This is a genomic window from Luteibacter sp. E-22 (genome assembly GCF_049913125.1).
Taxonomy (GTDB): domain Bacteria; phylum Pseudomonadota; class Gammaproteobacteria; order Xanthomonadales; family Rhodanobacteraceae; genus Luteibacter.
Map to the genome: position 1 here is coordinate 3,224,081 of NZ_CP183975.1, position 20,905 is coordinate 3,244,985.

17 protein-coding genes are annotated in these 20,905 nt (G+C 65.9%); 4 read left to right on the plus strand and 13 right to left on the minus strand.

Annotation, left to right across the window (positions count from 1 at the left end; translation table 11 throughout):
* Nucleotides 1-7: 7 nt before the first annotated feature.
* Both ACN9M2_RS14345 and rapA read left to right on the plus strand, forming a co-directional pair.
* A complete protein-coding gene (locus ACN9M2_RS14345; protein WP_426285363.1) occupies nucleotides 8-688 on the plus strand; it encodes a Fe2+-dependent dioxygenase in 681 nt (226 codons plus the stop codon).
* Nucleotides 689-771: 83 nt separating this feature from the next.
* Nucleotides 772-3,603, plus strand: a complete 2,832-nt coding sequence (gene rapA, locus ACN9M2_RS14350; RefSeq protein WP_426285364.1) for an RNA polymerase-associated protein RapA — start codon at nucleotides 772-774, stop codon at nucleotides 3,601-3,603.
* Nucleotides 3,604-3,605: 2 nt separating this feature from the next.
* Here rapA and ACN9M2_RS14355 read toward each other — a convergent pair whose 3' ends face one another.
* From ACN9M2_RS14355 to ACN9M2_RS14380, 6 genes are all read right to left on the minus strand, one after another.
* On the minus strand, nucleotides 3,606-4,262 hold the full coding sequence (locus tag ACN9M2_RS14355; RefSeq protein WP_426285365.1) for a rhomboid family intramembrane serine protease: 657 nt from the start codon (nucleotides 4,260-4,262) through the stop codon (nucleotides 3,606-3,608).
* 10 nt (nucleotides 4,263-4,272) lie between these two features.
* Nucleotides 4,273-4,803 (minus strand): lactoylglutathione lyase, encoded by a 531-nt coding sequence (gene gloA, locus ACN9M2_RS14360; protein ID WP_371024785.1) that lies wholly within the window; start codon nucleotides 4,801-4,803, stop codon nucleotides 4,273-4,275.
* 73 nt (nucleotides 4,804-4,876) lie between these two features.
* Entirely contained in the window at nucleotides 4,877-6,466 is a 1,590-nt protein-coding gene (locus ACN9M2_RS14365) for a hypothetical protein (protein WP_426285366.1), read from the minus strand.
* Nucleotides 6,466-6,918: a DUF3574 domain-containing protein gene (locus ACN9M2_RS14370; protein ID WP_426285367.1), complete on the minus strand. Its 453-nt coding sequence runs from the start codon at nucleotides 6,916-6,918 to the stop codon at nucleotides 6,466-6,468. Before ACN9M2_RS14370 ends, ACN9M2_RS14365 begins: the two co-directional genes overlap by 1 nt.
* 978 nt (nucleotides 6,919-7,896) lie before the next feature.
* A complete protein-coding gene (locus ACN9M2_RS14375; protein ID WP_306849990.1) occupies nucleotides 7,897-8,994 on the minus strand; it encodes an OmpA family protein in 1,098 nt (365 codons plus the stop codon).
* Nucleotides 8,995-9,190: 196 nt separating this feature from the next.
* Complete coding sequence (locus ACN9M2_RS14380; protein WP_426285368.1) at nucleotides 9,191-10,642, minus strand: bifunctional 2-methylcitrate dehydratase/aconitate hydratase; 1,452 nt, start codon at nucleotides 10,640-10,642, stop codon at nucleotides 9,191-9,193.
* Between the two features lie 292 nt (nucleotides 10,643-10,934).
* Between ACN9M2_RS14380 and ACN9M2_RS14385 the strand changes: the two genes are divergently transcribed.
* The gene (locus ACN9M2_RS14385) at nucleotides 10,935-11,615 is read left to right on the plus strand and encodes a TerC family protein (RefSeq protein WP_426285369.1); all 681 of its coding nucleotides are present in this window, start codon (nucleotides 10,935-10,937) and stop codon (nucleotides 11,613-11,615) included.
* A 669-nt stretch (nucleotides 11,616-12,284) separates the two neighbouring features.
* Here the strand turns inward: ACN9M2_RS14385 and ACN9M2_RS14390 are convergent.
* From ACN9M2_RS14390 to ACN9M2_RS14415, 6 genes are all read right to left on the minus strand, one after another.
* A complete protein-coding gene (locus tag ACN9M2_RS14390; RefSeq protein WP_426285370.1) occupies nucleotides 12,285-13,139 on the minus strand; it encodes a hypothetical protein in 855 nt (284 codons plus the stop codon).
* Between the two features lie 135 nt (nucleotides 13,140-13,274).
* Complete coding sequence (locus ACN9M2_RS14395) at nucleotides 13,275-14,666, minus strand: acetate kinase (RefSeq protein WP_426285371.1); 1,392 nt, start codon at nucleotides 14,664-14,666, stop codon at nucleotides 13,275-13,277.
* Nucleotides 14,667-14,669: 3 nt separating this feature from the next.
* On the minus strand, nucleotides 14,670-15,263 hold the full coding sequence (locus tag ACN9M2_RS14400) for a hypothetical protein (protein WP_426285372.1): 594 nt from the start codon (nucleotides 15,261-15,263) through the stop codon (nucleotides 14,670-14,672).
* Complete coding sequence (locus tag ACN9M2_RS14405; RefSeq protein ID WP_426285373.1) at nucleotides 15,260-15,943, minus strand: C39 family peptidase; 684 nt, start codon at nucleotides 15,941-15,943, stop codon at nucleotides 15,260-15,262. The genes ACN9M2_RS14400 and ACN9M2_RS14405 overlap by 4 nt, the downstream gene beginning before the upstream one ends.
* Complete coding sequence (locus ACN9M2_RS14410; protein WP_426285374.1) at nucleotides 15,940-16,305, minus strand: hypothetical protein; 366 nt, start codon at nucleotides 16,303-16,305, stop codon at nucleotides 15,940-15,942. Before ACN9M2_RS14410 ends, ACN9M2_RS14405 begins: the two co-directional genes overlap by 4 nt.
* Before the next feature lie 90 nt (nucleotides 16,306-16,395).
* Nucleotides 16,396-17,322: a hypothetical protein gene (locus ACN9M2_RS14415; RefSeq protein WP_426285376.1), complete on the minus strand. Its 927-nt coding sequence runs from the start codon at nucleotides 17,320-17,322 to the stop codon at nucleotides 16,396-16,398.
* Nucleotides 17,323-17,619: 297 nt separating this feature from the next.
* Between ACN9M2_RS14415 and ACN9M2_RS14420 the strand changes: the two genes are divergently transcribed.
* Nucleotides 17,620-19,638, plus strand: a complete 2,019-nt coding sequence (locus tag ACN9M2_RS14420) for an FAD-dependent oxidoreductase (RefSeq protein WP_426285377.1) — start codon at nucleotides 17,620-17,622, stop codon at nucleotides 19,636-19,638.
* Nucleotides 19,639-19,751: 113 nt separating this feature from the next.
* On the opposite strand, the gene prpC is transcribed toward ACN9M2_RS14420, so the two are convergent.
* Nucleotides 19,752-20,900, minus strand: a complete 1,149-nt coding sequence (gene prpC / locus ACN9M2_RS14425; protein WP_371023330.1) for a bifunctional 2-methylcitrate synthase/citrate synthase — start codon at nucleotides 20,898-20,900, stop codon at nucleotides 19,752-19,754.
* Nucleotides 20,901-20,905 lie beyond the last annotated feature (5 nt).

The window sequence follows — 20,905 nt, forward strand, 5'->3', positions numbered from 1 at the left end:
GGCCACCATGCTGATGCACATCCCGGAAGTCCTGGACAAGGAACAGGTCGCCGGGATACGCGCGGCGCTGGAAGGCGCCGAATGGACCGACGGACGACAGACCGTCGGTCCACAAGGTGCGAAGGTCAAGCGCAACCTGCAACTGCCCGACGCGTCGCCATTACGGCGCGAGCTCGGCGACAGGGTGGTGGCCGCACTGAATCGCCATCCGCTCTACCATGCCGCCGCATTGCCGCTGCGCACGCTGTCGCCACGGTTCAACCGCTACGAAGGTGGCGGCGAATACGGCTTCCATATCGACGGCGCCGTCATGTCCAGCGGTCTCGGCGACACGCATGTCCGCAGCGATATCTCCTGCACGCTCTTCCTCAGCGAGCCGGAGGAATACGACGGCGGTGAGTTGATCGTCAGCGACACCTACGGCGAGCACGAGGTGAAGCTGCCGGCCGGCGACGCGATCGTCTACCCATCCTCCAGCCTGCATCGGGTCACTCCGGTCACGCGCGGCGCACGCATCGCCTCGTTCTTCTGGGTGCAGAGCATGGTGCGCGACGATGGTGCGAGGCGTCTCCTGCTGGAGATGGACACCGCCATCCGCACGCTTTCGGCCAGCGGTGCCGACCAGGCGTCGATCCTGCAATTGACGGGCGTCTACCACAACTTGTTGCGGCGCTGGGCGGAGACCTGAGCCCCGGTTTCACGACAAGGTAGGCACGGGAGCCTCGGGGGCGGATAATTGGCGCCCCCTCGATGTATCGGCTTCCCAAACGCATGTTCCAACCCGGTCAACGCTGGATATCCACCGCCGAGCCTGAACTCGGCCTCGGCACCATTCTCCGCGTCGAAGGACGCAGCGTGCAGGTGCTCTTCGCCAAGTCGGGCGTCCTGCGTCCTTATGCGGCGGACAGTGCTCCCCTGATCCGCGCGGAGTTCCGGGCCGGTCAACGTGTTTCCGGCAAGGGCATCGCCTTTCTCGTGGAGCGCATCGAGGAACGCGAGGGCCTGTTCGTCTATCGTGGCGAAGGCCGCGAACTGGAGGAAGGCCAGCTCGACGACGAACAAGCGTTGTCCCAGGCCGACGACCGCCTGATCGGCGGCCGCACCGATCCCAACGACCGCTTCGACCTGCGCCTGGAGGCCTTGCGCCGGCGCGCCGATGCGCGCCGTTCCGCCGCCTGGGGCCTGGAGTCCGCCCGCATCGGCCTGGTCCCGCACCAGCTGCGCGTGGCCGGCATCGCCTCCGCGCGACGTCCGCCTCGCGTCCTGCTTGCCGATGAAGTGGGCCTGGGCAAGACGATCGAGGCCGGCATGATCCTGGCCCGGCAACTCGCCGCCGGACGCGCCGGGCGCGTGCTCGTCCTGTTACCGGAAACCCTGGTCTATCAGTGGTTCGTGGAACTGCTTCGCCGCTTCAACCTGTCGTTCTCGATCTTCGACGAGGAACGCTGCGAAGCCATCGAGCAGGCCAGCGACGGCCGCAATCCGTTCGAAGACGAACAGCTGGTCATCTCCGATTTCGCCTTCCTCGAATCGTCTCCGCGCCGCTCCGCGCAGCTCGTGGAAGCGGGATGGGACCTCGTCGTGGTCGACGAGGCGCACCACCTCGAATGGACACCGGAAGGCGCCAGCCCACGCTATCGCCTGGTGGAGGAACTGGCCTCGGCGACGCCGGGAGTGATCCTCCTCACCGCCACGCCGGAACAGCTGGGCCGCGCGGGTCATTTCGCACGCTTGCGCCTGCTCGATCCGCAACGCTACGCCAACCTCGAGGCCTATCTCGCCGAATCGGCGGCTTATGGTCCCTTGTCCGATGCGGCCAGCGCGCTAGCGGAAGACAAGCCGTTGAACGACGAACAACGCGCATTGCTCGCCGATCGCTTCAAGGGCGACCGCGAACTGCTCGCCTTGCTCGACCGCGCCGACGCGACCGGCGAGCTCCTCGCCGCCCTCATCGACCGCCACGGCACCGGCCGCGCGATGTTCCGCAACCGACGGGCCGGCATCGGCGGTTTCCCTCGCCGTACGCCCGAATTGCGGGTCATCGATCCGGACACGCTCGACGCGGGCCGTCGCGATGCCCTGCTGGCGGAATTCCGTTCGGATATCCAGCAACCGCCCGCGGCGCTGGAATTCGACTATGCCGACGACCCGCGCCTTGCGGCGCTCATCGGCCTGCTCGAATCGCATCCTGCGGACAAATTCCTGCTCATCTGCCGCAGCCAGGCCAAGGTGATGGCGATCGAGGACGCGTTGCGCACACGGAGTGGCGTCGGCGTGGCCCGGTTCCACGAGGGCCTGGGTATCGTCCAGCGCGACCGCAATGCCGCCTTCTTCGCCCAGCCCGATGGCGCACGCCTGCTGCTCTGCTCGGAAATCGGTTCGGAAGGGCGCAATTTCCAGTTCGCGCATCGCCTGGTCATGTGGGACCTGCCGCTGGACCCGGACCTGCTCGAGCAACGCATCGGCCGCCTCGACCGCATCGGCCAGAAACACGACATCGTCATCCACGTCCCCGTGGTGGAACAGAGCGCGCAGCATGTGCTCGCACGCTGGTACGACGAAGGCCTCGACGCGTTCCGCAGCAGCCCCGCCGACGGTCGCGAACTGCTTCGCCGCTTCGGCCCCCTGCTGGCGACGCTCGCCGACGAACATGCCCGCGAAGACGACGACCGCGATCAGGAACTGGACGCGCTGATCGCCGAGACGCGCGGTGCGCACGAAGAACTTTCCGCCTTGATCCACGCGGGGCGCGACCACCTGCTCGAACTCGCCGCCAGCCGCGATCCGCACGCCGATGACCTCGCAGCCAGCTTTGCCGCCGAAGACAAGGACCCGGCACGCGACGCGTTCATCCAGCGCCTGTTCGAAACCTACGGCGTCCACGCTGAGGAACTGGCGCCGGACATCGTGCTGCTCGATCCCCAATACCTTTCCACCGATGGGCTTCCGGGCTTCGCCGAGGGCCCGGTCTCGGTCACCTTCTCACGCGAACTGGGGCTGGCACGCGAAGAACTGCCGCTGCTGCGCCTCGATCACCCGATGGTGCTCGCAGCGGTCGACCTGCTCGTTTCCGGCGAGGATGGCAACGCCGCCTTCCTTGTCGACGATGCGCTTCCCGTGCGAACCGCCTTGCTGCAAACGGTCTTCGTGCTGGAAATCGTCGCCGAACGCACGCTCGACGCCGGGCGTTTCCTGCCGGCGACACCGCTCATGCTCACCGTGGACACCAAGCTGGGTGAACGCGCGCAATTCCGTCCGAGCGACATCGCGTTGCGTCGTGCCTCGGACCGGAACATCGAGGTGCCGCGCTATCGCAAGTTCCTGTCCAAGCTCGTCCCGCCGATGCTCGAACGCGCGCAGGACCTCGCGGAGGCACGTGCGGAAGTGCTCAAGGCCGAGGCGCTGGAGGCCGCGCGGCACGAACTGGATGCGGAACACGCCCGCCTGGTCGCGTTGCATGCGGTGAACCCGTCGATCAAGGATGAAGAGGTCGACGCCATCGCCGCCGAACGCGACGCCCTGCTCGCCGCCATACCCGAAGCGAGGTTGCGCCTGGACGCCGTCCGCTTCGTGGTCAGTCCGGATTTCCTCGCCTTGCGCTGAACCTAGAACCGATGGCGTGGCGGCGGCCTGACGCCCCACGCCCATAGCAACACCAGACCGGCCACGAGACCACCCAGGTGGGCGAAATGAGCGACGCCGGAGAGCGTGCCGGTGACCCCGAAGACCAGTTCGGCGACACCGTAAAGGGTGACGAAGAGCCAGGCCGGGATACCGATCGGGATCGGAATCAACATCAGCTTCTCGCGCGGGAACAGCATCGCGAACGCACCGAGCAAGCCGAACACGGCACCGGAAGCACCCACGGTCGGGTACATGCGGTCGGGTTCGAACAGGTATACCACCGCCAGTTGCGCCACCGCGGCGGCGACCAGGCACACGAAGTAATAGATCGTGAAACGCCGTGTGCCCATCACCCGCTCGATCAGGCCGCCGAACATGTACAAGGCGTACATGTTCAACACGATGTGCATCACGTTGCCATGCATGAAACCGTAGGTGACCAGCTGCCACGGCCGGAAACCGATACCCGCCACGCCTCCGGCGCCGAGGTCGACGGCGATGTCGTGACCGACCGGCCACAAGGCGAACCAGCGCGTCAGCGCCAGGGTGTCCTGGTCTTGCAAGAGGTATTGCAGGGCGAACACCAGCACGTTCGCGATCAGCAGGTTCCGGGTCACCGGCGGCAGGTTGGTCGGCATCGGCGCGGCGTCAGGAAGCGAACGGCGTGGGTTGGAGGATCTCGATCCAGTACTGGTCGGGATCGCGGATGAAGGCGATATGGCGCATGCGTCCGTCGCTCAGCCGCTTCTGGAAGGTGACGCCGAGCGCCTCGAAGCGCGCGCAAGCGGCTTCGACGTCGGGCACGCTCACACAGAGGTGGCCGAATCCGCGCGGCTCGCTGTTTCCGTTGTGGTACGCGAAGGACGGGTCGTTTTCCGTGCCATGGTTGTGCGTCAACTCGAGCACGCCCGGTTGTCGCAACACCCACTCCTTTCGCGCATCGTCGTCATCGGGAATCACGCCCTGGTCGCCGACCAGCACCAGATAGACGATGGTGAACGCCGCCTCCGCGAACACGCTCTTGTACACAGGGGTGAACCCCAGCACGCGCGTGTAGAAGTCCAGCGACACGTCGAGGTCGCGCACGCGGATCATCGTATGGTTGAACACATAGCCATGGGTCGCCGCGTCGGGCGTGGCGGTGACGCCGGGGAGCGACGTGAGGTCGGAGAGCGGCATGGGGTGATTCCTTGGGACAGGTCCCAAGGGTGGCTGCGCCGGCGCCGCAATTCAAGCGGCGGTGGAGATGGCGTCAGGCACTCCGCATGTTCCGGCGGTCCAGCGAGAGCAAAAGCAGCACCGCCGCGAGCGCCACGTAGGCCGCGACGAACTGCCACACGAGGGATCGCGAAGCCGCATCCAGCGCCCACGGCAGGTAGACCGACCCGATCGGTTGCACCGAGTGGATCAATCCGCATGCGGTAAGCAAGCCACCCAGGGCGACGATGCCCGCCGCCTTGCGCACATGCCCGTCGATCATCGCCACCACGAAACTGGCCCAGATCATCGAGGTGATGATGAAGCCATTGCCGAGGATCACGATCACCGCCATGGCCGATACCCCATGCGTGCCGTCGGCATACAAGGCAGCGAAATGCGCCGGATCGACGATCGAAGGATCGCCGAGCTTGATCGCGACCATGCGTGCGATCGCCGGAAAGAAACTGAAGACCACGGCACCGGCATAACGCAACGGCGTCGCTTCGAAGGCCTGCGTGGTGATGCCGATCGAGACGAAGACGAGGATCGGCGCCAGCACGGCCACGGGCAGCAGCTCGACGAGATTGGAAAGGTAACCGAATACGCCGCCCAACCCGATGACCAGGCCAGTGACCAGGGTGTATCCGGTGCGTGCGCCCATCGCCTTGTATGCGGGCTGCCCGATGTATGGCGTGGTTTGCGCCACGCCGCCGCAGATGCCCGCCACGAGCGTGGCGAGCGCCTCGACCAGCAGGATGTCGCGCGTGGGATAGTCGTCACCCGCCGCACGGGCGCTCTCGGTGACATTGATGCCACCGACCACCATCAAGAGGCCGAACGGCAGGATCAACGGCAGGTACGGCAGCGTCGCCGGCAAGCCCTGCACGAAACCGAGGTTCGGCCACGGGAAACCCAGGCGCCATTGCCATCCGGCGGGCGCGTGGTAGCCGGTTCCGAGCAAGCCTGCCGGGCCAAGCCCGTAGTAAAGGATCACGCCGACCAGGAATGCGCCCAGCACGCCGGGCATGCCAAAAGGCAACCGCCGTTTCGCGATCAGCGCATAGAGCACGATGCCCAGACCGGCGAAACCCACCACCGGCACGCGCAGGATCTCCACGAGCGGCAGGAAGCCCATCAGCACCAGCGCGATACCCGCGATCGATCCGAGCAAGCCCGCTCGTGGCACTGTGCGCTGAACCCAGGCACCAAAGAACGAGAGGACGAACTTGAGCACGCCCATCACGACCAGCGAGGCCATGCCCAGGCGCCAGGTAGCCTCTCCCGCCGCCATGGCATCCATGCCGGCCTGCCGGTAACCGGCGAATGCCGGGCCCAGCACGAGCAGGGCCATGCCGATCGTGGTGGGCGCGTCGATACCCAGCGGCATGGCGGTGACATCCTGCCGGCCCGTGCGCGCGGCCAGGCGATGCGCCATCCACGTATAGGCCAGGTTGCCGAGCAGCACGCCCAATGCCGTGCCGGGAAACATCCGGCGGAAGACGAGGTCGGCCGGCATGCCGAAGATGCCGATCAGCGCCGCGGCCATGAACGCCAGCAACGAAAGATTGTCGACGACCAGGCCGAGGACACCGTTGAGGTCGCCACCGCCGAAACGGCGCCGCGAAACCGTGGACGCGGCCATCAGAACGACACGTCCGCGGGCTGGGATACGCGAAGCACCGACTGGTCGCCGGTCTTCGCCTTCCAGGCGGCGCGGATCGCATCCACCGCGGCGCGTTGCGCGGGAGCGTCGGCGTAGAGGAGGACGACGAGCTTCGAACGCAGGCGTTCCGGCTGCGATTGGTTCACGCCCTGCCATTGCCCGTAAGCGTCGATGACGGTCAATCCACTCGGAAAGCGCGGCGTCACCTCCTTGTCGAGAAAGGCCCGCCAAGCGGCTTCGTCCACGCCGTCCTGGCCATCGGACCGCCCGAGGCCGAAGTAAAGCTCGGTACGCACCCATCCCTGCGTGCTTCCCGGATGTGCCGCATCGCCACTGAGCGTGGCGCCGCTCGCATTCGGCCCCATGGGCGTGGCGCAACCCACCGACGCGAGCAACGTGGTGGCCAGGAACAAACCGGCAAGCAACTTCATGCGAACCCCTAGGAATGACATCGAACGGACGTCCATACGGCCAGGCGTCCAGCTACCGGCACAGCGTACACCAGGCGGGCTCGGCTTCGCCCTCGCGTTCGTTGTGTGCGTGGCGGGGGAGCTGCCGGGCGTCCCCCTCGGCGCGCCAGGCGGCGCCGGCCCTTGGGAAAGGATGCCGCTGCGCGGCCGTGTTTGATGGCTTGCGCCCCGGCGGGCTCGGACGGTCGGGCGGGGGTTTTCGATTCGGCTCCTGCCTCAGCGAAAACGATCGGCCGTCCAGGCCGATCCCCTGCGGGCCTTGTCCGCCCGGCCGTCCTCGGCGCCTCATGTCGCGCCGAGGGGGACGCCCGGCAGCTCAGTCACGACCGCGGTGGGTTGAGGGGAAAGAGCGAAGGTTGTCGCACGCCGGACAGCGCGCACCGCACACCGCGACACGCTCGCCAAGCACCGCACCCTGTTTGACCGCCATACCCTGGTGGGAGCCGACTTTGTCGGCGATCCCGCGGCAGCGGGCCCTGTTACGGCAAGCACCCATCGCCGACAGAGTCGGCTCCCACCAGAGCGACGGCCACCCGAATGGCGGGTGCTGCTTGTGTCACACGACACCTCAGTGTGCAGAGAGCCGTCGGCCGCCACCCTCGACGCGAGGTGTGGAACCGAGGAGCGCCGGGCGAAAAGGCCCGTAGGGGGCCGGCCTGGACGGCCGGCCGTTTTCGCTGAGCCAGGAGGGCGAATCGAAAACCCCGCCCGGCGCGACGGGCGCGACGGGGCGCAGCCATCGGACATGGCCGCGCAGCGGCCTCCTTTCCCGAGCGACGGTGTAACCGGAGCGACGAGGGTGGCGGCCGACGGCTCTGCCCCGCACTGGCCCGCTTTCGCGGGATCGCCGACAGGGTCGGCTCCCACCAGGGGGACAAAAAAAAGAGCCCGGCTTTCGCCGGGCTCCTTTTTTTACAGCTACTACCGATCTTGCAAGGATTACTGCTGAACCTGCAGTTCCGTGCGACGGTTGCGAGCGCGGCCTTCGGCCGTGTCGTTCGTGTCGATCGGGTTGTTCTCGCCGTGGCCGATCGGGCCTTCCAGACGATCCGCACCGATGCCGTGCGAGGTCAGGTAGTCGAACACGATCTTCGCGCGACGCTCGGACAGGCCCTGGTTGTACGCGTCCTTACCGACGCTATCCGTGTAACCGGCAACCGTGACCTTGACCTGCGGGTAACGCTGCAGGGTGTCGACAGCCTGGTCGAGGACGCCCAGCGATTCGCTGGTCGGCTCCTGCAGGGTCGGGCCGATGTTCGTCTCGCCCTTCTTCGGACGGTCGAACTTGAAGTTGACACCGCGCAGGTCGATGACGACCTTCTGCGGGCAACCATCCGGACCGACGATCGTGCCTGCCGGGGTGGCCGGGCACTTGTCGTCGCAATCGTTCACACCGTCGCCATCGCTGTCGAGGGTCGAGCAGTCCGGAGCGGCCGGAGCCGGAGCAGCGGCCGGAGCCGGGGCAGCCGGCGGCTCGCCGAAGCGCGAGACGATCGAGAAGCCCAGGAACCAGTCACCGTAGCCGTTCTCGCTGTCGGTGGTCTTGTCGTCCCAGTCGTAGCGATAGCCGGCTTCCACGCGGAAGTCGGAGCTGTCGGTGATGGTCTTGGACACGCCGACGCCGAGCTCGGCGGCCGGGGACCAGCCGTTGTCCGACGGGTTGTGGTGGTACGAGCCCATCACGCCGGCCAGCAGGTACGGACGCCAGCTATCCCACGCACCAGCGTAGAAGCGGGCGGCAACGCCGTAGCTGTTGTTCGACCAATGGCCAACGCCATCGTTATCGCGCTTGGTGCGATCGGCGAAGATGTCGATCGACGCGTTGTTCGAGATGAACTTGCCGAAACCCAGGCCGTAGTAAACCTGGCGGCTGTTGGTGTTGCGATCGGTGTCGTTGTAGTAACCGCCAACCGTCGGGGCGATGTACCAGCGGCCGTCATAGCCGTTACCCGCCGTATCGGCGGACTCCTGCGCGTGAACGGCACCCACGCCGCCCAGGGCCAAGCCGATCAGCAAAAACAAGCCCTTACGTTTCATCGGTGTCTCCTCATTATTGGTATTCGCGTCCGCGCTCCACCCCAGACGGAAATCGCGCGTAGAACTCTTGTCGAATCCGGGGACTTCAGCCGTCCCTCGCTTTGATACCCCTTCAACGGGCGGCGGCAGTTTAGCAAAAATCAAACAATTGAGCACCTGCTAAAAACCGCCGTTCATACTTGAGTCACGGCCATTATCAAGCCGTGAAGAGTGTCATGAACTCGTGAATGGCCATGGAGTCGAGTGTTTCGGCCGAACGAGTGACCGCCAGGACCTTCTCCACGCGCTCCGCGGGAAGCTCGGCCCGCAGGGCGGCCTCGAACTTCTTCAGCAAAACGGGGATGCCCTCGGCCCGGCGTTTGCGGTGGCCGATCGGGAAATCGATGGAGACTTTTTCGGTATGCGAGCCGTCCTTGAAGAAAACCTGGACCGAATTGCCGATGTAACGCTTTTCGGGGTCGAAGTAATCCCTGGTGAATTGCGGGTTTTCCACCACGGTCATTTTGTCGCGCAGGGCATCGATACGCGGATCGGCGGCCACGGAATCGTTGTAATCGTCGGCGGTGAGACGGCCGAAAATGAGCGGTACGGCCACCATGTACTGGATGCAATGGTCGCGGTCGGCGTAGTTGGCCAGCGGGCCCGTCTTGTCGATGATCCGGCAACCGGCCTCCTGGGTCTCGATGACCACCTTCTCGACCTCGTCGAGGCGGCCGGCCACCTGGGCATGCAGGGCCATGGCGCACTCCACGGCGGTCTGCGCGTGGAATTCGGCCGGGAAGCTGATCTTGAACAGCACGTTTTCCATCACGTAGCTGCCGAAGGGACGCTCGAATTCGAAGGCATTGCCCTTGAAGGCCACGTCGTAGAAGCCCCAGGTCTTCGCCGTGAGCGCCGAGGGATAACCCACCACGTTCCGGTAGACGGCGTTGATGGCATGGGTGACGGCACGGCGGCAGGCGTCGCCGGCGGCCCAGCTCTTGCGCGGGCCGGTGTTGGGCGCGTGGCGGTAGGTGCGCAGGGCGCCATTGTCGATCCAGCTGTGCGAGACGGCCGTGGTGATCTGTTCCTTGTCGCCACCCAGCATCGCCGTGGCGACCGCGGTGGAGGCAAGACGGACCAGGATCACGTGGTCCTGGCCGACACGATTGAAGCTGTTCCTGAGCGCATAGCAGCCCTGGATTTCATGGGCCTTGATCGCGTAGCCGAGCACGTCGCGCACGGTGAGCGGCTTGCCGCCTTCCTTCACCGCCTTGCGTGAAAGGTAATCGGCGACAGCCAGGATCGCGCCGAGGTTGTCCGACGGGTGGCCCCATTCCGCCGCCAGCCAGGTGTCGTTGAAGTCCAGGTAGCGGATCTGCGTACCGATGGCGAAGGCCGCCTGGACCGGGTCCAGCTCGTGCGAGGTGAACGGTACGCGGGTGCCACCGGGCAGGACGGCGCCCGGGACGACCGGACCGAGGTGCTTGACGCAATCCGGAAATTTCATCGCCAGCGCCGAACAGGCCAGCGAGTCCAGGAGCATGTAGCGCGCGGTGTCATAGGCCTCCTGCGAGTCGACCTTGTAGTCGGCCACGTAGTTGGCGATGTCCACCAGCGGCTGGTCCGGATCGGGACGCGTGGCGGAACGGATATCGTGTGCGCTCATGGACTTCACTCGCGAGGGTTTGGGATAGCCGGCGATTTTAACCGGTGAGCCCCCATGCATGTCTTGCCGCGCTGCATCCCAACCGCCACAATGCGCCCCACTACAACCCAAAGGGGAGTAGTTCCGCGGAGGCATCGTCGCCCCCGTGCGCAATGATCGTCAGTACGGGCGCCCCACGCGCCCCGGTCATCGCGGCGGCTTCGCGCCGGGAACGAGACTTTTGCGGTGACGACGGGCGCGCGTACCCGTCGCTGCCGCATTGGTCCACACAGCGCGCGAAGGGCCTCATCGCATGGATTTCCTCACTCCCGAATTCTTTTCCGGCCTCGCCGCCATCATCCTGCTCGACCTGGTACTGGCCGGCGACAACGCGATCGTGATCGCGCTGGCCGCGCGTAACCTGCCCCGACATCTGCAAAAGAAAGCCGTGTTCTGGGGCACGTTCGGCGCCATCGCCTTGCGCATCGCCCTGACCTTCGCGGTGATCTGGCTGCTGAAGCTCCCGGGCCTGATGTTGGCGGGCGGCATCCTGCTGTTGCCCATCGCCTGGAAGCTGCTCAAGCACGAGGAGCACGATCCGAACATCACCCCTGCCTCCAGTTTCTGGGCCGCGATACGCACCATCGTCATCGCCGACGCCCTGATGGGCCTGGACAACGTGCTGGCGATCGCCGGCGCGGCCAAGGGTCACATGGGCCTGGTGGTGCTCGGCCTCGCCATCAGCGTGCCGCTTGTCGTCTGGGGTTCCACGTTGATCCTGAAGCTGATCGAGCGCTTCCCGGTCGTCGTCTACATCGGCGCGGGTGCCATCGCCTGGACAGCCGCGCGCATGATCGCCCACGACCACCTGGTCGCGCCGTGGTTCGACGCCCGCCCCTGGGCGCCGTGGCTGCTCGACGCGATCCTGGTGGCGGGCATCTGCGGCGGCGGCTGGCTGTGGGCGCGCCGCGCCCAGCGCAGGGCGCTTGCCTGAGCGGATGATGGCAAGGGCTCGGCTATGCTCTCGCGTCGGGGCTCAGCAATGCTCTCGCGTCGGGTAGTGGGGCAGAGCCGTCGCTCTGGTGGGAGCCGACCTTGTCGGCGATGGGTGCTTGCTCCGATTTGGCCCGCTGCCGCGGGATCGCCGACAAAGTCGGCTCCCACCAGGGGGTGGCGGTCAAACAGGGGGCGGTGCTTTGCGATGTATCGCGGTGTTCCGTGTGCAGTGTGCGGCGTGCGACAACCTTCGCTCTTTCTCATCAACTCACCGCAGTCGTGACTGAGCTGCCGGGCGTTCCCCTCGGCGCGACATGAGGCGCCGAGGACGGCCGGGCGGAAAAGGCCCGCAGGGGATCGGCCTGGACGGCCGATCGTTTTCGCTGAGGCAGGAGCCGAATCGAAAACCCCCGCCCGACCGTCCGAGCCCGCCGGGGCGCAAGCCATCAAACACGGCCGCGCAGCGGCATCCTTCCCCAAGGGCCGGCGCCGCCTGTCGCGCCGAGGAGGACGCCCGGCAGCTCTCCCGCGAGCCACACAACGAACGCGAGGGCGAAGCCGAGCCCGCAAACCCGACAATCACTCAAAAAGATAGGCCGCCTCGCGGCGGCCTGAGGATTCCCCCCGGCAAGGCGACCGGCACAAGGCCGGTTCGCCATCCGGATGGTCAGAAGCGGAAACGGACGTACGCGGCAGGTCCGTTGAGCTTCATGTCGAGATCGAGGTCGTAATTGCGCTTGTCCTGGTGCAGCTTGATCTTCGTATACGCGTACTCCGCGCCAAAGCCGACGTTCTGCCACGGGAACCATTCCACGCCGAGTGCCGCATCCCAGATGTGGCCATTGAGCGAACCGCCGTTCCTCTTCACGCCGGACGCGTTGAAATACATGCGCCACTGATCGTTGAACGCATGCCGCCAACCAAGCTGCAGGTTGGGAGCCCACGCATTGGTGTCGCTGGCCGAGCCGTCCGTGAAGGTCTGGCCAGCTACCGTGGCCGTGCCATAGATGCTCGCCTGGACTTTGTAGTACGCGGCGCCCAGGCCCACACCGAATACGTCGTTGCCCGTGCCGAACCACCACTTGTACGCGGCGCTGCCGAAGGTGAACTTGAGGTCGCCCTTCACACGCGCGCTCGCGGCGATGGGATTGCCGAGGAAGTTGATCTGCTCGGACAACGTCTTGGAGTGCGAGCGGTCGACCTCGTAATAGTCGAAGGAGAAGCCCTGGTGCTCGCCGATCAGGAAGTCCAGGCGGACACGAGGCACGGTCTTGTGCTTCTTGAAGTCCAGGTCGTCCTCGAGGTTCACGTCGCCGCTGGTGTTGAAGATGCCCGTGTTCGCACCGATCGTCGTGTCGTTGTTGGTGTAGTAGCCGCCCACCCACACACTGATGTTGTCCAGCGCCGGTGACTGCGACTTCTTGCTGCTGTCCTGCGCATGTGCGGCGGCACCCAGGATGGCTAGCGAAGCGATGGCCAAGCCCGCGGTGGCCTTGGCGTAACGATGTGGACGTGTGCGCATGTAGAACTCCCTGCAAAGTTTGTGTGTTCTAACCCCCGTGAAATCTTAACGATTCATGATGTGTGCGTCGCGTGCACGGGAACCCGAACGCGTTCGAAACGCGTTCAGGTGGGAGACGGTGAAACGGATGTGAACCTACAAGGTGATGGGGACGCGCACCGTGATCGTCGTGTCGGGTGTGTCGCCCGTCACACCTACGCCGAGCGTCACGTTCAACGTTTCCTTGTCGTTGAAGCGGTAGGACCCACCGACCAACAGGGAGCCGAGCGTCACTCGTGCGGAACCCGGTAACGGATGGTCGTTTTGCGTGGTTCGCGCGACGAAGGCCTGGTCGTAGCCGATGCTGATCGACGCTTTCTCGTTCAAGGACAGGCCCATGCCGATGCTGATATCAGCGATGTCGCCGGCCTTCACGTCACCAAGGAACTGCTTGCCGGCAAGAAGTACGTTACGGCTGACGTTCTTCCGTTCGAAATTATGCAGATAGCTGAGGTTGCCGAAGAACACCACCGGATCGGACGGATACAGCCAGGTAACGCCCAGCTGCGCCGAATAGAAGCCCGACCCCGTCGGGTTGCGCAGTGGCAGCCCCGTGCCGGTGAAGTTTTCCACGCAGCGCGTCACGCAATCGCTGGTGACTTCGAAGGGATCGCGACCCGTTCGCGATTTGGCGCGGAACCAACCGACGTAATACGGCTTGTCTGCACCGCCATCGTTGATCTGGTAACGCAACGTGGCCTCGATGTCGCCAAGGCCCTTGCCGCTCGTGGTGAACAGGCGGTCCTGTGCCGTACCGGTGAAGATCTCACGGCTGATCGTGTCCGTATGCGTGTCGACATAGGGAATGCGTATTTCGACCTCCATGCGATTGGTGAGGCCATAGCGGAACGCTACCGCGCCTGTCTGCGTGGTGGTCTTCACCTGGCGCACGTCGACCAGGCCGATCAGGATCGCGGGAATCACCGTGTAGCCGACCAGGGCCACGCGGTCGCTCGACGAATAGCCGTACTGGTAGGAAGGTTCGACGATCAACTTGCCCTTGGGCGTGAGCACGCCGGGCTGGTCGAAGATCGGGGCGACCTCGGGCGGTCGCTCGTCCGTTTCCGGCCGCCGGCCCACGGGCTGCGTGGCGACCACCTGTCCGGAACTTCCTGCCGGAGGCGCGCCGGGCGGCGGCGCCCCCGGGGTCTCCTGCCCCGGTGTGGCTTGTGCGTTGGGATTGGCCAGAGCGGCGGAACCGCCGCGCGCCTCTTCCAGCGCATTGAGGCCGACCGCCTTGCGCAGGTCGTTGTAGTTCATTTCCTGCACGGCCAGCTCTCGCTTCATCTGCTCGAGTTCGGCGAGCTGCTCCGCCATGCGGCTGCGCATCGCGTCGATGCGCCTGCCTTGCGCGTCGATCTTCTCGCGCAGGACCGGATCGATGGTGGCCTCTTGCGCCAGGCATGCGCCGATCCACATCGGAAGCACCGCGAATGCCAGGGCACCCGCGCACGTTTTTGCCTGCATCACCCTGCCATTGCGATACATGCGTCAATTCCCCCGGAACTTGATCACCGCGTCGTTGACCGACTCCGCCATGCGGATGTTTTCGAGCATCCGCGCACTGTTGACCGACGCGTCGATGGTGGTGGTGGCCGTGATGGCCTGGTTGTCGAGCGAGTTCTGCACGATGAGGCCTGGCAGCGCCGAATTCGGCAGCGCGGCCGAGACGGTCGCCAGGGTTGTCGCCGCGGTGCCGGACGCTGTCGCCGGAACCGCCGCGGCCGGCGTGGAGGCTGCGCCCGTGTCCTGCACCGGGGAGGTCGGCACCGCGCCCGCCACGCCTCCGGCACCGTTGGTGACGACGGTGGTTCGCAACGCGTCCTGCAGGGCGGCCGCCTGTTCCCGGGTGATGTTCGCGATGTCGGGAACGGTGATGGTCGTGCGCATCGTTTCCATGCCGTTGATCAGCACGGTGCGCTGTAGCGCGAACGAGGCACGCAGGTTGTCGCCAAGATCGAACCCGCCACGGATACGGTCCAGCCGTGCGTCGGGCACGCTTCGGTACGCGGGAAAATCGGCGGCTTGGCTAGCGGCGCAGGCACCGCCGAGGGCGACTGCGATGAGGAGTATTCGGGTTTTCATATGTCCCCCGGTCCGCGTTTGGGCATCACCAGCGGCTCGAGCCCATTGCGCTGGATGCCGTCTCCGATAGGTGCCGCGGGAGCGACCGCCCAGTCGCGTGGACTGTTGAAGATGGCGCGGTCGCGCTGGTTATGGATGACGAAGACGACACCGTTGCTCCACATGGCGTCGAATCGTCGTTTGGACATGGCGCGTGTGCCTCGGGCTGGATCGCCCACCAGCACGCGGCCGTTCTTGTAACCCTTCACCACGACGAAGTGGTGATAGCCGCGTTCGTTGATGAGCACGATCGCGGGCACCCCTTCGTTGTCGAGCTTCTCCAGCGGCACCTCGAAACCATCGGCCTCGAAGCCGCGAGAGGCGAGGAATCGCTTGATATCCAGCAGCGAAAACCCCTCCTTGCCGATCTTCGCGCGATCGCCGTGGGTGAACATCACGTCGAACGCGGACTGCTCGTCGACGGGGTAGCCATATTGGTAGGTCAACAGCGTGGCGACGGCGGCGGAGCCGCAACTGAAGTCGTATTTCTGCCGGATCGTGTTGCGGAAGCGCGCCTCTTTCAGGCTCGTCATCCGCACCGGGTACGAAGTGCCCGGGCTGGTCTGCACCTCCGCCTTCATCGCCGGCGCGGCAGGTGCCACGACGACGAACAAGAGTGCGAGGGCACAGGCGGCCTTCATGGATTCATCCGCACGTTGACGATGGTGGAGTTCTGGATCAGCACGTTGTTGCCGGAGTTCTGGATCACCGTCGGCAAGCCGGCCGAGTTGTCGAACGCGCTGCCCGAGACGACATTGCCGCCACTGATCGTGTTCTTCGCCTCGGTGTCGCTCATCGTGCCGTTGAGCGTCTGCTGGTTGATGTTGTTCGTGGTCCCGCTGCCGCCGGTCATGGCCTGCAGCTGTTCGACGGGAGTGGCCTGGCCGAACGAGGCCGGTGGCGGTTCGTTGGCGGGGGGCGTGGCGAACGCGGTTCCGCCGACGCAAGCCAGGGCTAGCAGGGCCAGTGCCCGGCGCGTCCGATGTTCGTGTTGCTGCCGCATGGGTGTTCTCCTGAAGGTCCTGGTGCTTCCCTTCGGATGACCACGGAGCGCCGGAGCGCCCCGTGGTTCCCTTTGCTACCGGTCCAGCCGTTACGGAGCCGAGCCCACGCTGAGGTTGGCCTGGACATTCACGCCCTGCTGGATCAACGACGCCGCGCCGCTGTTCTGCGCGAAGTTGGAGATACCGGCGGCGGCCGCGCCCGCGCTGCCCATGTTGTTGGACATGTCGAACGCACCCGCATCGGCGTAGGCCGTGCCACCGGCGCCACCGGCGCCACCATCGGCACCCGAGCCGGCGCCACCCGTGCCCGACGCGCCCGCGCCACCGGCACCGCCTTCGCCACCGGCCGCCATCGCCGTGCCACCGGCGCCGCCGGTGCCGGTTCCGCCCGTGGCCGTTCCGGTCGCATCGCCGGAGGTTCCCGCGCCGCCCGTGCTGGCGCTTGCGCCGCCGGTGCTGGCCGTGGACCCGCCGGTCGCCGTGTCGGCACCCGCACCGCGCGCGTTGGCCCGGCCACCGTCGCCATTGGCGTTGCCGCCATCGCCGGAACCGTCGCCGCCCGCGGAAGCGGTCAACGCACCCGCGTCGCCGCTCGAAGCGGAACCGTCGCCACCGACCGCACCGCGCGCACGCGCGTTGCCGCCGTCACCGCCCGATCCGCCCGTGCCGCCGTAACCGACCGCGCCGTAGCCGTCGCCGCCGCTACCGCCGCGTCCGCCGTTGGCGTCACCGAGGTTGCGGGCGATGTTGCCGATGCCGCTCACGCCCACGTTGCTGACGCTTCCGTTGAGCACGGTGTACGAGATGGCGTTGGTGGTGTTGAACGATCCGGAGGTGGTGTCGGTCCGGCTGTGGGTCGAGCTGTCCGTATAGGTGGAGCTATCGGAGTACTGCACGGCAATCGATCTGCGCTGCGCGCTGGCACCCGAGGATCCGGTCTGGGTGTCGTCGGCCATGGCCGGCAAGGCAAATCCGATGGCGAGGCAGATCGCCGTGGCAATAAGAGTCTTACGCATGGGAGAGTCTCCTGTGAGCGACGCGGAACCCCTGTTTTTTCGGGATGACCGGACGTCCTGCCAACGCACCGGGTGAAAGAACGGAGCAAGTTGCGTGCCTTCGGCCATCCGGCTCGCAAGAACGTGCTGCCATGCGGATTTAGCGTTTTCCGGGGGCCGGCCGCAGGGCCCCGCTTGTAAACGCGGCGATACACGCCGTAACGCCGCTGGGGCGCCCTGGTCCGCTGCTGCGCCCGCCCTTGCCGTCGACGCCGGTTACGACGATCATTCGAACGATCGTTTGAACCGGAGCCTCCCGTGGCCTATCCGCACCTGCTCGCCCCGCTCGACCTGGGTTTCACCACCTTGCGCAATCGTGTCCTCATGGGCTCGATGCATACGGGATTGGAAGACAAGGCCGCGGATTACGACAAGCTCGCCGCGTTCTTCGCCGAGCGTGCGCGTGGCGGCGTAGGCCTCATCGTCACCGGTGGTATCGCTCCCAACATCGAGGGCTGGCTGAAACCGATGTCGGGGACGATGTCGATGCCCTGGCATGTCGGCCGGCATCGCAAGGTCACCCGTGCGGTGCATGCCGAGGGCGGTAAGATCTGCATGCAGATCCTGCATGCGGGCCGCTATGCCTATCAGCCGCTTTCCGTGGCCCCGTCGCGGATCAAGTCGCCGATCACCCCCTTCACACCGCGCGCGCTTTCCGCACGAGGCGTGGAACGCAGCATCGACGCCTTCGTGCGCAGCGCGAAGCTCGCCCGCGATGCCGGGTACGACGGCGTCGAGGTCATGGGATCGGAGGGCTACCTGATCAACCAGTTCCTCACGCCACGCACCAACAAGCGCACGGACCGCTGGGGTGGCTCGGCCGAAAACCGCATGCGTTTCCCCATCGAGATCGTGCGTCGCATGCGTGAGGCGGTAGGCAGGGATTTCATCATCGTCTACCGGCTCTCCATGCTCGACCTGGTCGACGAATCGCAGTCCTGGACCGATATCGTCACGCTCGGCAAGGCCATCGAAGCGGCGGGCGCGACCATCATCAACACGGGTATCGGCTGGCACGAGGCGCGCGTCCCCACCATCGTGACCAGCGTCCCGCGTGGCGCGTTCACCTGGGTGACGCGGCGCATGAAGGGCGAAGTGGGCATCCCCCTGGTGACCACCAACCGGATCAACATGCCGGAGGTCGCCGAACGCATCCTCGCCCAAGGGGACGCCGACATGGTCTCGATGGCACGGCCGCTGCTGGCCGATCCGGAATGGGTGAACAAGGCCAGCGCGGCGCGGCCCGAAGCGATCAACACCTGCATCGCCTGCAATCAGGCATGCCTCGACCATGTATTCGAAAATCGCCGCGCGTCGTGCCTGGTGAATCCACGTGCGTGCCACGAAACCGAGCTGAAGATCCTGCCTGCCACGACGAGGAAGCGCGTGGCCGTCGTCGGCGCGGGGCCGGCCGGCCTCGCCGCCGCGAGCACGCTCGCCGAGCGTGGCCATGCGGTGACACTGTTCGATCGCGCCACGGAAATCGGCGGACAGTTCAACATGGCCAGGCGTATTCCCGGCAAGGAGGAATTCAGCGAGACGCTGCGCTACTTCGACCATCGTCTCGACACCACCGGCGTACAGCGCCGGCTGGGCACGCCGGCGACCGTGGAGGTCCTCGCCGATGAGGGCTTCGATACCGTCATCCTCGCCACGGGCGTGCTGCCGCGTGCGCTGGATCTTCCCGGGGCCGGTCATGAAAAAGTGTTGAGCTACCTCGATGTCCTGCAGGCCGATGCGCCCGTCGGCAAGAAGGTGGCGATCATCGGCGCCGGCGGCATCGGTTTCGACGTGGCGGAGTTCCTCAGCGAAGCGGCGCCCTCCCCCACCACGGATATCGGCCGGTGGACCAAGGAATGGGGCGTCGACATGAGCATGGCGACGCCGGGCGGCCTGATGCCCGCACAGCCGGAAAAGCCGGAGCGGCAGATCTGGCTGCTACAGCGAAGCGCCGGCCGCCCGGGCGGCCGGCTCAACAAGACGTCCGGCTGGGTGCATCGCGCCACGCTGAAGAACAAGCGGGTGCAGATGATCGGTGGCGTCGCTTACGAACGCATCGACGACCACGGGTTGCATGTCGTGATCGACGGGCAACCGCAGGTGCTGGACGTGGACAACGTGATCGTCTGCGCGGGCCAGGAACCGAACCGCGAGTTGCACGACGCACTGGTCGCGCGTGGCGTGGACGTGCGCCTGGTCGGCGGCGCGGATGTCGCCGCCGAACTGGACGCGAAGCGGGCGATCGACAAGGCCACCCGCCTGGCGGCGGCGCTTTAGCCGCCGACAGCGACCCTGGTGGGAGCCGACCCTGTCGGCGATGGGCGCGTTCCTCAAGCTGGCCCGCTGCCGCGGGATCGCCGACAGGGTCGGCTCCCACCAGGCTCCAGGGCCTATCGCTTCTCGATCGGCGTATACGCCAGGTCTTCCGGACCCGTGTAATTCGCGCTCGGACGGATGATCTTGCCGTCCTGCCGTTGCTCGATCACATGCGCGCTCCACCCGGAAGTGCGTGCGATGACGAACAGCGGCGTGAACATCGCCGTCGGTACGCCCATCATGTGGTACGCCGAAGCCGAGTACCAATCGAGGTTCGGGAACATCTTCTTCAGTTCCCACATCAGCTTCTCGATCTTCTCCGACACCTCGAACAGGCGTGGATTGCCACCATCGGTGCAGAGCTTGCGCGCCACCTCCTTGATGATCTCGTTGCGCGGATCGGACACGGTATACACCGGGTGCCCGAAGCCGATGATGATCTCCTTGCGCTCGACGCGAGCGCGGATGTCCGCTTCCGCCTCGGCCGCGTCGCGATAACGCGCGATGATCTCCATCGCCACTTCATTGGCGCCGCCATGCTTCGGGCCGCGCAGCGCGCCGATCGCGCCGGTGATCGCCGAATAGATATCCGATCCGGTGCCGGCGATGACACGCGCGGCGAACGTGCTGGCGTTGAACTCATGCTCGGCGTAAAGGACCAGCGAACGGTCGAGCGCATGCGAATGCAGGTCGCTCGGCTTGCGCCCGTGCAGCAGGTGCAGGAAGTGCGCCGCGATCGATTCGTCCTCGGTTTCGGTCTCGATCCGCTTGCCGTTATGGCTGAAGTGGTACCAGTACAGCAACATGGAACCGAAGCTCGCCATCAGGCGATCGGCGATGTCGCGTGCGCCCGTGAGGTTATGGTCGTCCTTCTCCGGCAGCACCGTGCCGAGCACCGAAGCGCCGGTGCGCATGACGTCCATCGGGTGCGTCGAAGCAGGCAGGAGTTCGAGCGCGCTCTTGACCGGTGCCGGCAAGCCCCGCAGCCGCTTGAGCTTGGCTCGGTAGGCGTTCAACTCCATCCAGTTCGGCAGCACGCCGTGTACCAGCAGGTAAGCCACTTCCTCGAACGAACCCTTCGCCGCGAGATCGTGGATGTCGTAGCCGCGGTAATGCAGGTCGTTGCCGCTGCGGCCGACCGTGCACAGCGCGGTGTTGCCGGCCGGCACGCCGGAGAGGGCGACCGATTTCTTCGCCTTGGGCTGGGTGGTGGTGTCGCTCATTGCGT

What these genes read in the sequence shown, in the direction of transcription:
- ACN9M2_RS14345 (WP_426285363.1), top strand. Translation starts at nt 8, where the DNA reads ATGCTGATGCACATCCCGGAAGTCCTGGACAAGGAACAGGTCGCCGGG.
- rapA (WP_426285364.1), top strand. Translation starts at nt 772, where the DNA reads ATGTTCCAACCCGGTCAACGCTGGATATCCACCGCCGAGCCTGAACTC.
- ACN9M2_RS14355 (WP_426285365.1), bottom strand. Translation starts at nt 4,262, where the DNA reads ATGCCGACCAACCTGCCGCCGGTGACCCGGAACCTGCTGATCGCGAAC.
- gloA (WP_371024785.1), bottom strand. Translation starts at nt 4,803, where the DNA reads ATGCCGCTCTCCGACCTCACGTCGCTCCCCGGCGTCACCGCCACGCCC.
- ACN9M2_RS14365 (WP_426285366.1), bottom strand. Translation starts at nt 6,466, where the DNA reads ATGGCCGCGTCCACGGTTTCGCGGCGCCGTTTCGGCGGTGGCGACCTC.
- ACN9M2_RS14370 (WP_426285367.1), bottom strand. Translation starts at nt 6,918, where the DNA reads ATGAAGTTGCTTGCCGGTTTGTTCCTGGCCACCACGTTGCTCGCGTCG.
- ACN9M2_RS14375 (WP_306849990.1), bottom strand. Translation starts at nt 8,994, where the DNA reads ATGAAACGTAAGGGCTTGTTTTTGCTGATCGGCTTGGCCCTGGGCGGC.
- ACN9M2_RS14380 (WP_426285368.1), bottom strand. Translation starts at nt 10,642, where the DNA reads ATGAGCGCACACGATATCCGTTCCGCCACGCGTCCCGATCCGGACCAG.
- ACN9M2_RS14385 (WP_426285369.1), top strand. Translation starts at nt 10,935, where the DNA reads ATGGATTTCCTCACTCCCGAATTCTTTTCCGGCCTCGCCGCCATCATC.
- ACN9M2_RS14390 (WP_426285370.1), bottom strand. Translation starts at nt 13,139, where the DNA reads ATGCGCACACGTCCACATCGTTACGCCAAGGCCACCGCGGGCTTGGCC.
- ACN9M2_RS14395 (WP_426285371.1), bottom strand. Translation starts at nt 14,666, where the DNA reads ATGTATCGCAATGGCAGGGTGATGCAGGCAAAAACGTGCGCGGGTGCC.
- ACN9M2_RS14400 (WP_426285372.1), bottom strand. Translation starts at nt 15,263, where the DNA reads ATGAAAACCCGAATACTCCTCATCGCAGTCGCCCTCGGCGGTGCCTGC.
- ACN9M2_RS14405 (WP_426285373.1), bottom strand. Translation starts at nt 15,943, where the DNA reads ATGAAGGCCGCCTGTGCCCTCGCACTCTTGTTCGTCGTCGTGGCACCT.
- ACN9M2_RS14410 (WP_426285374.1), bottom strand. Translation starts at nt 16,305, where the DNA reads ATGCGGCAGCAACACGAACATCGGACGCGCCGGGCACTGGCCCTGCTA.
- ACN9M2_RS14415 (WP_426285376.1), bottom strand. Translation starts at nt 17,322, where the DNA reads ATGCGTAAGACTCTTATTGCCACGGCGATCTGCCTCGCCATCGGATTT.
- prpC (WP_371023330.1), bottom strand. Translation starts at nt 20,900, where the DNA reads ATGAGCGACACCACCACCCAGCCCAAGGCGAAGAAATCGGTCGCCCTC.